A 13,929-nucleotide genomic window follows, 5' to 3' on the forward strand; every position below is an offset into this window, starting at 1 on the left:
GCAAGGGTGGGTGGGGCCAGGGCAGCGGCTTTGGCACCTGAACGCCGGCAAGGTTTGTTTACACGACCGGGCTTGATCTGAAATGCGGACTGAAAACGGCCATGTTCGTATAGATTTCTTTACAGGGCGGTTCAGGAACTTGCCAGTCGTCCGAAAAATTCTTTTTGTTCAATATCTTGGGGCCGCTTTGCGGCCCATCGCGACACAAGGCCGCCCCTACATGTGACGCCTTACTCCTGTGGGAGCGGCCTTGCGTCGCGAAAGGGCTGCAAAGCAGCCCCAAAATCTCACAGGCAAAAAAAACCAGTCCGAAGACTGGTTTCTCGTTACCGCTCGGGCCAATCAGCCACGCGGCTTGCCGCGACCACGGCCTGCCGGCTTGTCACCCTCAGGCTTGCCCGGGCGCTTGCGCATATCGCTTGGGCGCTCGGCCACCGTGCTGCCACGGTTAGGTTTACGCGGAGCCTCTTCACGCGGCTGACGCGCCGGGCGCTCGCCGGTAGCGGCACCTTCGTGAGCCGGGCGCAGGTTGCGCACGCGCTCGCCACGGCCCAGCGGGCGGGTGGACTTGCGCTGCAGGCGCTCCATCTTGTCCTTGGCCTTGAGCTTCATGGCAGGCAGCGCCACTGGCTGCAGGCCCACTTCGGCTGCCAGGATGTCGATTTCGCCTTGGCTCATTTCACGCCAGCGGCCCATCGGCAGGTCGGAGTTGAGGAACACCGGGCCGAAACGCACGCGCTTCAGGCGGCTGACCACCATGCCCTGGGATTCCCACAGGCGACGTACTTCACGGTTACGGCCTTCCATCACCACGCAGTGGTACCAGTGGTTGAAGCCTTCGCCACCTGGTGCCTTCTGGATGTCGGTGAACTTGGCCGGGCCGTCTTCCAGCATCACGCCGGCTTTAAGGCGCTCGATCATCTCGTCGTCGACTTCACCACGCACACGTACCGCGTACTCACGGTCCATCTCGTAGGACGGGTGCATCAGGCGGTTGGCCAGCTCACCGTCGGTGGTGAACAGCAACAAGCCAGTGGTGTTGATGTCGAGGCGGCCGATGTTGATCCAGCGGCCCTCTTTTGGCCGTGGCAGGCGGTCGAACACGGTCGGGCGCCCTTCAGGGTCGTCACGGGTGCAGATTTCGCCATCGGGCTTGTTGTACATGATCACCCGGCGGGTGGCCTCTGCGGCCTCTTCGCGCTTGATCAGCTTGCCGTCTACGGCAATGGCGTCGTGCAGGTCGACGCGCTGGCCAAGGGTAGCCGCGACGCCGTTGACCTTGATGCGACCCTGGCTGATCCAGGCCTCGACGTCACGGCGCGAGCCCACGCCAATGCGCGCCAGCACTTTCTGCAGCTTTTCGCCGGATGGCGGGGTGATTTCGGTATCTTGCAGGTCTTGCTCACTCATCTGGGCACCTCCCGGTGTAGGAATGAAAACAGGTTCTTGGCGACGAACGCGCCAAAAGGCCGCGCATCATACGCGGTTCAGCAATGGAACGCACTGGAGGTTAGAGGGTTTTGCAAGCGTTGGGAGAGGTTTCAGCCTAGTGGTCTTGTGTTGAGCTCACTGGCCCTATCGCCGGCAAGCCAGCTCCCACAAGTACAACACCACATTCAAGACCTGCGAAGCCCCTGTGGGAGCTGGCTTGCCGGCTATAGGGCCAGCACTGCCAAAAGAAGAATCAGGGCTGTAACTTGCCCTCTTCTTCCACGGAAGCCTCGGGCTCCTCTTCGCGCAAATCATCAAAATCAATCTTCAGCCCCTCCTCCATTGCATCCAGCTCCACCAGCAAGCTACGGAAGCTTGTTTCGTCCTTTGGCTCAGCAACCTCTTCGTCCCCAAGGCTGGCATCCGCCAACGCCTGCAGGTGCGCAGGCACGGGCGCGTCATCCGGGTCGAGCAGCGGCTCCGGCTCCATTTCGCGCAGCTCGGCCAAGGCCGGCAGCTCATCCAGGCTCTTGAGGTTGAAATGGTCGAGAAACGCCTTGGTCGTGGCAAACATCGCTGGCCGCCCGGGCACTTCACGGTAGCCGACCACGCGAATCCACTCGCGCTCGACCAGGGTCCTGATGATGTTGCTGTTCACCGCCACGCCCCGCACGTCCTCAATCTCGCCACGGGTGATGGGCTGGCGGTAGGCGATCAGGGCCAGGGTTTCGAGCAGCGCGCGCGAATAACGCTGCGGGCGCTCTTCCCACAGGCGCCCGACCCAGGGCGCATAGTCCTCACGGATTTGCAGGCGGTAGCCGCTGGCCACTTCCTTTAGCTCGAAGGCGCGGCCGCTGCACGACTTGCCCAGTAGCTCAAGGGCCTGCTTGAACACCTGGGGCTCGGGGCGCTCGGCTTCTTCAAGCAGCTCGTACAAGCGCTCCAGTGATTGCGGCTTGCCCGAAGCCAGCAAAAAAGCTTCGATCAGTGACGCCAGGTCGCGGGGGTCATTCAGGTTCATCAGGTTCTTCAACAAGCGCTGGGCGAAGCCGCACGTGGATGGCGGCGAAGGGTTCATTCTGCACCAGTTCGATCAGCGATTCCTTCACCAGTTCGAGAACTGCCATGAAGGTTACCACCACACCCAGCTTGCCCTCTTCGGCGGCAAACAGCTCGCCGAACGGCACGAAAGCACCGCCTTTGAGGCGCTCCAGCACCTGGCTCATACGCTCGCGGGTGGACAAGGTCTCACGGCTGATCTGGTGGCTTCCGAACAGGTCGTTGCGGCGCATCACCTCGGCCATGGACACCAGCAGCTCTTCCAGGCTGACCTGCGGCAGCAGCTTGCGCACCTTGGCCTGCGGTGCTTCCAGCCGTGGCACCACCACATCGCGGCCCACCCGTGGCAGCTCGTCAATGCCCTCGGCTGCGGCCTTGAAACGCTCGTACTCCTGCAGGCGGCGGATCAGCTCGGCGCGCGGATCGCCCTCCTCCTCCTCGACATCGGCCGAGCGCGGCAGCAGCATGCGCGACTTGATCTCGGCGAGCATGGCGGCCATCACCAGGTACTCGGCGGCCAGCTCCAGGCGCACGCTCTTCATCAGCTCCACGTAGCCCATGTACTGGCGGGTGATTTCTGCCACCGGGATGTCGAGAATGTCGATGTTCTGCTTGCGGATCAGGTACAGCAACAGGTCCAGCGGCCCTTCGAAGGCTTCGAGGATGACTTCCAGGGCATCCGGCGGGATGTACAGGTCCAGCGGCATTTCGGTCAGGGCTTCGCCGTAGACCAGGGCCAGTTGCAGCTGCCGAGGCGACTCGGCCTGCTCAGCCGGTGCCTCGGGCGTTTCCAGCTGGCTCACGCGCTGACCAGAAACGGCGTGGGGTCGCCGCAGCCTTCGCGGATCAGCGCAGGCTCATCGCCGGTGAGGTCAATGATGGTCGACGCCTTGAGGTCGCCGAAACCGCCATCGATGATCAGGTCGACATGGTGCTCCAGGCGCTGACGGATCTCGTAGGGGTCGGTCATCGGCTCTTCGTCCCCGGGCAAGATCAGGCTCACGCTCATCAACGGCTCACCCAGCTCTTCCAGCAGTGCCAGAACAATGGGGTTGGACGGGACACGCAGCCCGATTGTGCGGCGCTTTTCGTGCATCAACAGCCGTGGCACTTCACGGGTGGCATTGAGAATGAACGTATAAGGCCCGGGAACATGCGCTTTGAGCAGGCGGAACGTCGACGTGTCGATCTTGGCGAACAACCCCATTTGCGACAAGTCGCAGCACAGCAGGGTAAAGTTGTGCTGCTTGTCCAGCTGGCGCAAGCGCCGAACCCGCTCGATAGCGTTTTTATCGCCGATCTGGCAGCCGAGCGCGTAGGCCGAGTCGGTCGGGTACACCACCACGCCACCCTTGCGTATGATCTCGACGGCCTGTTTTATCAGGCGCGCCTGTGGGTTCTCCGCATGAATCTGGAAAAATTGGCTCACGTAGTCATCCTGTTCATAGCGCCAAAGGCTGTTCATGGCTGAATCGACGCCACAGAGGTGGCAGGTCCTCGGGCAAAGGCCGGTAGGCACCGATCTCTCCCCAGGTGCCGGGGCCGTGGAAATCACTGCCAGCGCTTGCCAGCAGGCCGAACTCACGCGTAAGGATGGACATCGTGCCCACCTGCTCGGCCGGCATCATCCCATTGACCACCTCAAGTGCCTGCCCGCCTGCCTGAATATAGTCGGCAATCAGCCTTCTGCGCTTGCTGCGGGTCAGGTCGTAGTGCATGGGGTGCGCCAGGCTTACCCATGCTTTGGACTGGCGCAGGGTGGCGACAGTTTCGTCGAGGGTCGGCCAGTGCTGTTTGACGTCGCCCAGCTTGCCGGCACCCAGCCACTTGCGAAACGCCTCGCCACGGTCCTTGACGTGCCCGGCACGCACCAAGTACTCGGCAAAATGCGGGCGCGCCGGGGCGTTGCCGCTGTCGCCCAGCTCGTGCTGCACGGCGCGGGCGCCCTCGAGCGTGCCGGGCATGCCCTTGGCTGCCAGCCGTTTGTCTATTTCTTCGGCGCGCAGCCAGCGACCACTGTGCAGTGCTTCAATCGCCGCCAGCAAGGGCGGCGCGTCCAGCGGGAAGTCATAACCCAGCACATGGATGGTCGCGCCACCCCAGGTGCACGACAATTCCACCCCGCTGACCCAGCGCATGCCCCGCTCAATGCAGGCCTGGCGCGCTTCGGGCAGGCCTTCGAGGGTGTCATGGTCAGTCAGCGCCAGCGTTTGCACCCCGTGCTCATGGGCCCGGGCAACCAGTACCGAGGGCGACAGGGCGCCGTCGGAGGCCGTACTGTGACAGTGCAGATCAACATTCATGGAGGAGCGCTTTCGCTGGATTCGATGTTTGTTATTATGCCGTCACATCCCGATTCTGGCTGCCATTGTGAAACAATTCATCGATTTCATCCCGCTGCTGCTGTTCTTCATCGTCTACAAGCTGGACCCGCGCCCCATGGAAGTCGCCGGCCACAGTTTCGAATTTGGCGGCATCTACAGCGCCACGGCCATGCTGATCATCAGCTCGCTGGTGGTGTACGGCGCGCTGTTCCTGCGCCAGCGCAGGCTGGAAAAGGGCCAGTGGCTGACGCTGGTGGCCTGCCTGGTGTTTGGCGGCCTGACCCTGACTTTCCACAGCGAAACCTTCCTCAAATGGAAAGCACCGGTGGTCAACTGGTTGTTCGCCCTGGGCTTTGCTGGCAGCCATTTCATCGGCGACCGGGTGCTGATCAAGCGCATCATGGGCCACGCCCTGACCCTGCCTGATGCCGTCTGGTCCCGCCTGAACGTTGCCTGGATCGCCTTCTTCCTGTTCTGCGGCGCGGCCAACCTGTTCGTCGCCTTTACCTTCCAGGACTTCTGGGTGGACTTCAAGGTGTTCGGCAGCCTGGGCATGACCGTGATCTTCCTGGTGGCGCAAGGCGTGTACCTGTCGCGCCACCTGCACGACGACCCTTCTACTACCAAACCCAAGGATTGACATGCTCTACGCCATCATCGCCAGCGACGTCGCAAACTCCCTGGAAAAGCGCCTGGCTGCCCGCCCGGCGCACATCGAACGCCTGCAGCAGCTCAAGGCCGAAGGCCGCGTGGTGCTGGCCGGCCCACACCCGGCCATCGACAGCAACGACCCGGGCGAAGCCGGTTTCAGCGGTAGCCTGATCGTTGCCGAATTCGAATCGCTGGCTGCGGCGCAAGCCTGGGCCGACGCTGATCCTTACATTGCTGCGGGTGTGTACGACAAAGTCGTCGTCAAGCCGTTCAAGCAAGTACTTCCTTGATCTGAGACCGCGCCGCCTTCTTTCGCGGGCTTACCCGCGAAGAAGCTGACGCGGTACCAGTCGTTATACCGCTGCCATCAGTCTGCGGTATCTTTGCCACTGGCGGGCCGAATAGCCGCCGTCAATGGTTGAATTGAGTGAGTCATGAGCGAGCTGTTACTGATTGATGATGACCAGGAACTGTGCGAGCTGCTCGGCAGCTGGCTGACCCAGGAAGGGTTCACCGTGCGTGCCTGCCATGATGGCCAGAGCGCACGCCAGGCCCTGGCCGACCACGCCCCGGCGGCCGTGGTGCTGGACGTGATGCTGCCCGATGGCAGCGGCCTGGAATTGCTCAAGCAATTGCGCAGCGCGCATACCGAGCTGCCGGTGCTGATGCTTTCTGCACGCGGCGAGCCGCTGGACCGCATTCTCGGCCTGGAACTGGGTGCCGACGACTACCTGGCCAAACCTTGCGACCCGCGCGAGCTCACCGCCCGTCTGCGAGCCGTATTGCGTCGCAGCCACCCCACCGCCACCACCAGCCAGGTGGAACTGGGCGATCTGGTGTACAGCCCGGCGCGTGGCGTGGCCAGCATCGATGGCCGTGAAATGACCCTGACGCTGTCCGAAAGCCGCATTCTTGAAGCCCTGCTGCGCCAGCCCGGTGAACCACTGGACAAGCAGGAACTGGCGCAGATCGCCCTGGGCCGCAAACTAACCCTGTACGACCGCAGCCTGGACATGCATGTCAGCAACCTGCGCAAGAAGATCGGCCCGCATGCCGATGGCCGGCCGCGTATCGTGGCGCTGCGTAGCCGTGGCTATTACTACTGCCTGTAGATAGCTGTTCTTTACCCAGCCTTTACCATCCCCTGACTGCGCTTGACGGTGATCTCCCTAGACTGTGCTCATCCGGTAACCACCGGCCTATGAAAGGAGAGACACCATGCGCAAGACCCTTATCGCCCTGATGTTTGCCGCCGCCCTGCCGACCGTGGCCATGGCCATGCCTGAAGGCGGCCCGCGTCACGACGGCCCGCATCATCGCGGTGATGCGCCTTTCCATCAACTGGACCTGAGCCGCGACCAGCGCCAGCAGATCGGCAAGCTGATGGGCGAGCAGATGCAGCAGCGCCGTGACATCAACGAGCGCTACCTGGCCAAGCTGCCAGCCGCCGACCAGAAAGCCATGAAGGACGAGCTGCAAGCCAGCCGCGACAAGACCGACGCCGCAGTGCGCAACCTGCTCAAACCTGAACAGCAGAAGAAGTTCGACGAACTGCAAAAAGAACGCGCCGCAAAGAAAGCCGAGTGGCAGGAGTTCCAGGCCTGGAAAGCTGAAAAAGGCACCAAGACTCAGTAAGCTGTCCGCCCGATGCCCGGCCCGCCTCCCCGCGGGCCGGGCTTTTACCGTTTACAGGAGGTGCACTTGCGTTCACTGTTCTGGCGCATCCTGGCCAGTTTCTGGCTGGCCATCACCCTGGTCGCAGGCCTTTCGATCCTGCTGGGCCACATGCTCAACCAGGATGCGTGGATCCTTAGCCGCCACCCGGGCCTGAACACCCTGGCCAGCAAGTGGGCCAAGCATTACGAGCAGGACGGCCTGGATGCGGCGCAGCATTTTCTGGAGCGGCGCAAAGATCGCTACAAGATCGATGTGCAGGTGCTCGACGACAGTGGCGAGGCCGTGGTGCCTGGCACCTTCCCGCGCCGTGCGGCGGCCTTCGAGGCACGCCAGCACAATGACGAGCGGCGCCTGCCATGGCGCCGGCTGACCGAGGAATACACCAGCCCCGAGACTGGCGAAACCTATCTGCTGATCTACCGCATCCCCCACCCTGCGCTGGACGCCTGGCACCGCGAAAGCCTGCTGTGGCCGCTCAGCGCCTTGGGCATTGCACTGGTGGTACTGACCCTGTTCAGCCTGCTGGTCACCCTGTCCATTACCCGCCCGCTAAGCCGCCTGCGCAGCGCCGTGCATGACCTGGGCCAGACCACCTACCAGCAGAACAGCCTGGCGCAGCTGGCAGCAAGGCGTGACGAGTTTGGCGTGCTGGCCAAGGACTTCAACAAGATGGGCGCGCGCCTGCAAAGCACCATTGGCAGCCAGCGCCAGTTGCTGCGCGATGTTTCCCATGAGTTGCGCTCGCCGCTGGCCAGGCTGCGCATCGCCCTGGCCTTGGCCGAGCGCGCCGGGCCCGAGCAGCGGGAAACCTTGTGGCCGCGCCTGACCCGCGAGTGCGACCGACTGGAGGACCTGATCAGCGAAATCCTTGCCTTGGCCCGGGTCGATGCCGAGCAGGCTCATGCCGAGCCGGTCGACCTCAATGCGCTGCTCGGCAGCGTGCGCAAGGATGCCTTGCTGAGCGCACCGGACCAGGACGTGCGGCTGGAAGCGCAGCCGGGGTTGACCCTACAGGGCTGGCCAACGCTGATCGAGCGTGCGGTGGACAACCTGCTGCGCAATGCCCTGCGCTTCAGCCCGGTGGGGCAGCCGGTCGAGGTCAGCGCCGTGCGTGAGGAGGACCACATCGTGATCAGCGTGCGCGACCATGGGCCAGGGGCGGCAGCGGAGCACCTGGCCCAGCTGGGCGAGCCGTTCTTCCGCGCGCCGGGGCAGGACGCGCCGGGGCATGGCCTGGGGCTGGCGATTGCGCGCAAGGCTGCAGAGCGCCATGGCGGGAGACTGGTGCTGGACAACCATCCACAGGGGGGCTTTGTGGCCAGGCTGGAGTTGCCCTCGGAAGAAAGCACTATTTGAGATCGCCGGGGCCGGTTTGCGGCCCCAGCATTCTCGGCTGTTACTCGCCCCAGGCGCTGACGAACTCGGCAGTTTCCAGCACCGGCGCAGTGCGCGGCTCGGTCAGTGGCGTGCCGACATACAGGTAACCGATCAACTCTTCGTTCTCGGCCAGACCCAGGCCCTTGTGCACATGGGCATCAAAAGCCATGTCCCCGGTGCGCCACACCGCCCCGACGCCTTGCGCATGCGCGGCAATCAGAATCCCGTGCGCCGCACAGCCCGCAGCCAGGCGCTGTTCGGACTTGGGTACCTTGAAGTGGTCCTGCAGCCTGGCGATTACCACGATCAGCAACGGTGCCCGCAGCGGCATGGCGCGGGCCTTGTCCAGCGCTGCCTGGCTGGCATCGCCCTTGTTCTGCACCGCTTCAGCAAACAGCTCGCCCAGCTTTTCACGGCCCTGGCCCTCGATGGTCAGGAAGCGCCATGGCCGCAGCTGGCCATGATCCGGGGCGCGCAAGGCAGCCTGAAACAGCGCCTCGCGCTGGGCGGCATTGGGTGCCGGGTCGGTCAGGCGTGGCACGGAAACACGGTTGAGCAATGCGTCGAGAGCCTCCATCGGCTACCCTCCTGGCAGTTGAATGTGCGGCCATTCTAGCGTTTACATCACCAGACCCATAGGTAGAATGGCGCCCTTCCGTTTCGAGTCAGAGCAGATCACATGGCGTTGCCGACCTTAAGGATCATTGGTTTCATCATCGGCATCTTCCTGATTACCCTCGCCGTCGGCATGGCCGTGCCCATGGCGACCCTGGTGATCTTCGAGCGCACCGGTGACATGCCGTCCTTCCTCTGGTCGAGCCTGATCACCTTCATCGCCGGCCTGGCCCTGGTGGTACCGGGCCGTCCCGAGCATGTGCACCTGCGCCCGCGTGACATGTACCTGCTGACGGTCAGCAGCTGGCTGGTGGTGTGCGTGTTCGCCGCCCTGCCGTTCCTGCTGACCCAGCACATCAGCTACACCGACGCCTTCTTCGAGAGCATGTCGGGCATCACCGCTACCGGCGCTACCGTACTCAGCGGGCTCGATACCATGTCGCCGGGTATTCTCATGTGGCGCTCGATGCTGCACTGGCTCGGCGGCATCGGCTTCATCGCCATGGCGGTGGCGATCCTGCCATTGCTGCGCATCGGGGGCATGCGCCTGTTCCAGACCGAATCGTCCGACCGCTCGGAAAAGGTCATGCCGCGCTCGCACATGGTCGCCAAGTCGATCGTAGGGGTGTACGTAGGCTTCTCGATCCTCGGCTCGCTGGCCTTCTGGTGGGCGGGGATGAGCCCGTTCGATGCGATCAACCACGCCATGTCGGCAATCTCCACCGGCGGCTTCTCCACCTCCGACCAGTCGCTGGCCAAATGGGATATCCCGGCCGTGCACTGGGTTGCGGTGGTGGTCATGATCATGGGCAGCCTGCCGTTCACCCTTTACGTCGCCACCCTGCGCGGCAACCGCAGGGCACTGATCCGCGACCAGCAGGTGCAAGGGTTGCTGGGCATGCTGGTCGTTACCTGGTTGGTGCTGGGCACCTGGTACTGGTACAGCACCAACCTGCACTGGCTCGACGCCTTGCGCCACGTGGCCTTGAACGTGACCTCGGTGGTCACCACCACCGGCTTCGCCCTGGGCGACTACAGCCTGTGGGGCAACTTCTCGCTGATGCTGTTCTTCTACCTGGGCTTCGTCGGCGGCTGCTCCGGCTCGACGGCAGGCGGTATCAAGATTTTCCGTTTCCAGGTGGCTTACATTCTGCTCAAGGCCAGCCTCAACCAACTGATTCACCCGCGTGCGGTGATCAAGCAGAAATACAACGGCCACCGCCTCGACGAAGACATCGTGCGTTCGATTCTGACGTTCTCGTTCTTCTTCGCCATCACCATCTGCGTCATGGCCCTGCTGCTGTCGTTGCTGGGCGTGGACTGGATGACCGCGTTGACCGGTGCTGCCGGCACGGTTTCGGGCGTGGGCCCGGGCCTGGGTGAAGTGATCGGCCCGTCGGGCAACTATGCCACGCTGCCGGACGCGGCCAAGTGGATCCTGGCGGCCGGCATGCTGCTAGGCCGCCTGGAAATCATCACGGTGCTGGTGCTGTGTATGCCGGCGTTCTGGCGTCACTGACCACCTCAGCGTCCGCGCCCAGGCGTGCACGGTATTCGCTTGGGGTGGCATCGAACCAGCGGCGGAACGCCCGGTAGAAATTGCTGGGGTCGGCAAAGCCCAGCAGGTAGGCGGTTTCCAGCAGTGTCATGCCCGGCTGGGCCAGGTATTGCTCGGCCAGCTCACGACGGGTGTCATCGAGCAAGGTCTGGAAACTGGTGCCCTCCTCCTGCAAACGCCGCTGCAAGGTGCGTTGCGACAGGTGCAGGGCCTGGGCCAGGGTTTCGCGCTTGGGCTCACCCTGCGGCAGGATGCGGCACAACACCTGGCGCACGCGGTGGGTAACCCGGCTTTCGGAAAAGCGTGCCAGGTACTCCCCGGCAAAACGGTCGTGCAGCACCGCCATGGCCTCGTTGGCCGTCGGCAGCGGCGCCTCCATGTCGGCCCGCTCGAACACCAGCGCATCGTGCGGCGCGCCAAACACCAGGGGCGAATGGAACGCCACCTTGTACGGCTCGACATTCTTTGGCTGCGGCCCCTGCACCAGTACCCGGCGCGGCTGCACCGGCCGACCACTGAGCCATTTGCACAGCGCCAGCGCACAGGCCAGCGATGCTTCGGCGCTGTGCCGGGTCGGCGGCAGGTGGTCGCCATGCACCGTCAGGATCAGCGAGTAGCCTTCGGCGCCAAGGACGAAACTGAGATCGGAGCTTTCGGCGATGATGCGCTGGTAACGCACCAGGCGCTGGAAGCCCTCGGCCAGGGTGCGGCTGGACATCAATGCATAGCCCACCACATGGAACGACGCAGGCCTGACCACGCGCGCCATGTTCAGGCCGATGGCTTCATTGCCCGACAGCTCCACCGCCAGCTGCCAGAGCCGGGTCATGGAATCTTGCGGGAAACGTGCATCGGGGTCGTCGAGGGCAGCGAAGTCCAGCCCCAGTTGCTTGAACATGGACGGGCAGTCCAGCCCTTCCAGTTCGAGTGCCTTCACAATCCCTGATGCCCAGCTGGCTGACGTGGTTCTTTCGCTCATGACAGGCTTCTTTTTACCGACCGCTCCTGCGGTGAACCCCAAGGATACTCATTTGGCGCCTATTGTCACTGGTAGGCCCCGTCAGTCACTCTAGACTCGAATCAGGCTCCACGCCGTGCATCTTGTCCAGAAGTATTAATCCCGGAGCACTGCCATGAACCGCACAGCGCAGTATCGCAGTTTTGCCGAGTTCTATCCGTACTATCTGGGGGAGCACAGCAACCTCACCTGCCGCCGCCTGCACTTTGTCGGCACCAGCCTGGTGATAGCCCTGCTGGCCTACACCATTGGCAGTGGCAAGTGGTTGCTTTTGCTGGCCGTGCCGTTGTTCGGCTATGGCTTTGCCTGGGTCGGGCACTTCTTTTTCGAAAAGAACCGGCCGGCGACCTTTACCTATCCGCTATATAGCCTGGCCGGCGATTTTGTAATGTTCCGGGATATCTTGCTGGGCAAGATCAGGCTGTAGGAAGCTGCGGCCGCGTCGCGGCCCCATGGCCCTCAGGCCCTAAGCCGGCTCACGCAACGCCGCCACTGCCTGCGCTTGCCGCGCCTGGGCATCGGCCAGCCGATACAGCTCGATACTGCCATCCCAATGCTCGATCAGCGCCGTGCACGACTCCACCCAGTCCCCGCAATTGAGGTAGTCCACCTCGCCCACCTTGCGGATCTCGGCGTGGTGAATGTGCCCACACACCACCCCGTGAAAGCCCCGCCGGGTGCACTCGTGGGCAATGGCATCCTCAAAGTCACTGATGAAGTTCACCGCGCCCTTGACCTTGTGCTTCAGGTACGCCGACAGCGACCAGTAACCATAGCCATACCGCGCGCGCCAGTGGTTGAGCCAGCGGTTGAGCACCAGGGTAATTTCGTAGGCACGGTCCCCGAGAAACGCCAGCCAGCGGTGATAGCGGGTAATCACGTCGAACTGGTCGCCATGGATCACCAGCAGGCGCCGGCCATCGGCGGTCAGGTGTTCGGCCTCATCCACCAACTGGATGTTGCCCAGGATCAGCCTGGAGTAACGGCGCAGGAATTCGTCATGGTTGCCGGTGACGTAGATCACCTCGGTACCGCGCTTGCTCATGGTCAGCAAGCGGCGGATCACGTTGGTGTGGGCTTGCGGCCAGTAGATGCCGCCGCGCAGCTTCCAACCATCGATGATGTCGCCTACCAGGTACACGCGGTCGGCCTGGTAGCCCTTGAGGAACTGCGACAGGTGTTCGGCCTGGCAGTCGCGAGTCCCCAGGTGCACATCGGAGATCCACAGGGTACGCACGCGTTGCTTGCGCGAGGGTCGGGAGAGTTCGGCATGGGTCATGGACAGGCTCCGGCGCAGTTTGCTGGAGACTGGCAGGCGCGCATGACAGCGCCGTGGCAGAACGGTTACGAGTGATGGCCTGCAGGGAATGAGGCACAATGCGCATCTGCCCTGCGAGGACGCCCCCATGACCGCCGGCCCGATCCTCTCGCTGCGCCATTACCGCGACAGCCTGATCGCCCACAGCCACGAACACCCGCAACTGGTGTTCGGCCTGCGCGGCCGCCTGGAGTTCGAGGTGCAGGGCCAGGGCGCCGGGATCGACCGGCAGGGGCTGGTGGTGGTACCGGCGGGCGCGCATCACACCTGCGCCAGCGATGGCGGCAGCCACTGCCTGGTGCTTGATGTGCCTGGGGAGCAGTGGCTGCACGAGCAGCTGGGCGAGCATGCCGATGCCAGCCGTCGCCTGCTGGACCGTCCCGCCGCGCTGGGCCTGGACGACCGTCAGCAACAGTTGGTGGACTGGCTGGCGGCCAGCCCCATGGACGAACCGCTGATTGCCCGGCAAGGCGCAGCGCTGTTGCTGGCCAGCCTCAACTCCACGGCAGCAGCCAACGTACGCCCCAGCCAGCGCCTGCCTTATGCAGCCTTCGATGCACATATCGAGCAGCATGCTGCCTACCCGTTGCAGGTCGCCGACCTGGCGCGCATCGCCGGGTTGTCCAGCGCCCGGCTGCACGCGCGCTTTACTGCCGAGTGCGCGATGACACCGATGGACTACATTCGCCAGCGGCGCTTGCTCAAGGCGCGGCGGTTGGTGGTGCAGACCGTGCTGCCGATGGGTGAAATTGCGTCGCAGGTGGGGTATGGCTCGCAGAGTGCGTTTTCAGCGGCGATGTTGCGGGCGTTCGGGTGTACGCCACTGGCTTTGCGGCGAGAGCCTGGCGACAACTGACAGCAGTCTTGCGACAGAACGCGTTTGCCTGAGCCTATAGACTGA

16 protein-coding genes are annotated in these 13,929 nt (G+C 63.5%); 8 read left to right on the forward strand and 8 right to left on the reverse strand.

Going from position 1 to position 13,929, the window contains the following annotated elements; translation table 11 throughout:
* Nucleotides 1–342: 342 nt before the first annotated feature.
* The 5 genes from rluB to JOY50_RS01075 all read right to left on the reverse strand — a co-directional run bounded on the left by rluB (nt 343) and on the right by JOY50_RS01075 (nt 4,793).
* Nucleotides 343–1,410: a 23S rRNA pseudouridine(2605) synthase RluB gene (gene rluB / locus JOY50_RS01055; RefSeq protein WP_132846931.1), complete on the reverse strand. Its 1,068-nt coding sequence runs from the start codon at nt 1,408–1,410 to the stop codon at nt 343–345.
* Between the two features lie 274 nt (nt 1,411–1,684).
* Nucleotides 1,685–2,452 (reverse strand): SMC-Scp complex subunit ScpB, encoded by a 768-nt coding sequence (scpB, locus tag JOY50_RS01060; protein ID WP_132846932.1) that lies wholly within the window; start codon nt 2,450–2,452, stop codon nt 1,685–1,687.
* A complete protein-coding gene (locus JOY50_RS01065) occupies nt 2,439–3,164 on the reverse strand; it encodes a ScpA family protein (protein WP_165931671.1) in 726 nt (241 codons plus the stop codon). The genes scpB and JOY50_RS01065 overlap by 14 nt, the downstream gene beginning before the upstream one ends.
* 125 nt (nt 3,165–3,289) lie before the next feature.
* Complete coding sequence (locus tag JOY50_RS01070) at nt 3,290–3,919, reverse strand: L-threonylcarbamoyladenylate synthase (RefSeq protein WP_043273139.1); 630 nt, start codon at nt 3,917–3,919, stop codon at nt 3,290–3,292.
* Nucleotides 3,920–3,932: 13 nt separating this feature from the next.
* Complete coding sequence (locus JOY50_RS01075) at nt 3,933–4,793, reverse strand: PHP domain-containing protein (protein WP_019472975.1); 861 nt, start codon at nt 4,791–4,793, stop codon at nt 3,933–3,935.
* Between the two features lie 67 nt (nt 4,794–4,860).
* Here JOY50_RS01075 and JOY50_RS01080 point away from each other — a divergent pair, with 67 nt between their 5' ends.
* From JOY50_RS01080 to JOY50_RS01100, 5 genes are all read left to right on the forward strand, one after another.
* A complete protein-coding gene (locus JOY50_RS01080) occupies nt 4,861–5,454 on the forward strand; it encodes a septation protein A (RefSeq protein WP_019472976.1) in 594 nt (197 codons plus the stop codon).
* Between the two features lies 1 nt (nt 5,455).
* Nucleotides 5,456–5,755: a YciI family protein gene (locus tag JOY50_RS01085; RefSeq protein WP_012273585.1), complete on the forward strand. Its 300-nt coding sequence runs from the start codon at nt 5,456–5,458 to the stop codon at nt 5,753–5,755.
* 144 nt (nt 5,756–5,899) lie between these two features.
* The gene (locus JOY50_RS01090; RefSeq protein ID WP_132846934.1) at nt 5,900–6,577 is read left to right on the forward strand and encodes a response regulator transcription factor; all 678 of its coding nucleotides are present in this window, start codon (nt 5,900–5,902) and stop codon (nt 6,575–6,577) included.
* Nucleotides 6,578–6,683: 106 nt separating this feature from the next.
* Nucleotides 6,684–7,100: a Spy/CpxP family protein refolding chaperone gene (locus JOY50_RS01095; RefSeq protein WP_019472978.1), complete on the forward strand. Its 417-nt coding sequence runs from the start codon at nt 6,684–6,686 to the stop codon at nt 7,098–7,100.
* A gap of 60 nt (nt 7,101–7,160) precedes the next feature.
* On the forward strand, nt 7,161–8,498 hold the full coding sequence (locus JOY50_RS01100; RefSeq protein WP_132846935.1) for a HAMP domain-containing sensor histidine kinase: 1,338 nt from the start codon (nt 7,161–7,163) through the stop codon (nt 8,496–8,498).
* Nucleotides 8,499–8,538: 40 nt separating this feature from the next.
* Here JOY50_RS01100 and JOY50_RS01105 read toward each other — a convergent pair whose 3' ends face one another.
* Nucleotides 8,539–9,096 (reverse strand): NAD(P)H nitroreductase, encoded by a 558-nt coding sequence (locus JOY50_RS01105; RefSeq protein WP_019472980.1) that lies wholly within the window; start codon nt 9,094–9,096, stop codon nt 8,539–8,541.
* A gap of 102 nt (nt 9,097–9,198) precedes the next feature.
* On the opposite strand from JOY50_RS01105, the gene JOY50_RS01110 reads away from it, so the two are divergent.
* Entirely contained in the window at nt 9,199–10,653 is a 1,455-nt protein-coding gene (locus JOY50_RS01110) for a TrkH family potassium uptake protein (protein ID WP_019472981.1), read from the forward strand.
* Here the strand turns inward: JOY50_RS01110 and JOY50_RS01115 are convergent.
* Complete coding sequence (locus tag JOY50_RS01115) at nt 10,610–11,671, reverse strand: AraC family transcriptional regulator (RefSeq protein WP_019472982.1); 1,062 nt, start codon at nt 11,669–11,671, stop codon at nt 10,610–10,612. The genes JOY50_RS01110 and JOY50_RS01115 overlap by 44 nt on opposite strands.
* A 154-nt stretch (nt 11,672–11,825) precedes the next feature.
* Here JOY50_RS01115 and JOY50_RS01120 point away from each other — a divergent pair, with 154 nt between their 5' ends.
* Nucleotides 11,826–12,137, forward strand: a complete 312-nt coding sequence (locus JOY50_RS01120) for a DUF962 domain-containing protein (RefSeq protein ID WP_132846936.1) — start codon at nt 11,826–11,828, stop codon at nt 12,135–12,137.
* A gap of 39 nt (nt 12,138–12,176) precedes the next feature.
* Here JOY50_RS01120 and JOY50_RS01125 read toward each other — a convergent pair whose 3' ends face one another.
* Complete coding sequence (locus JOY50_RS01125; RefSeq protein WP_132846937.1) at nt 12,177–12,989, reverse strand: UDP-2,3-diacylglucosamine diphosphatase; 813 nt, start codon at nt 12,987–12,989, stop codon at nt 12,177–12,179.
* Between the two features lie 127 nt (nt 12,990–13,116).
* On the opposite strand from JOY50_RS01125, the gene JOY50_RS01130 reads away from it, so the two are divergent.
* A complete protein-coding gene (locus JOY50_RS01130) occupies nt 13,117–13,884 on the forward strand; it encodes an AraC family transcriptional regulator (protein ID WP_132846938.1) in 768 nt (255 codons plus the stop codon).
* Nucleotides 13,885–13,929: the final 45 nt, after the last annotated feature.

It is taken from the genome of Pseudomonas sp. BP01, assembly GCF_022760795.1.
Taxonomy (GTDB): Bacteria; Pseudomonadota; Gammaproteobacteria; order Pseudomonadales; family Pseudomonadaceae; genus Aquipseudomonas; species Aquipseudomonas putida_Q.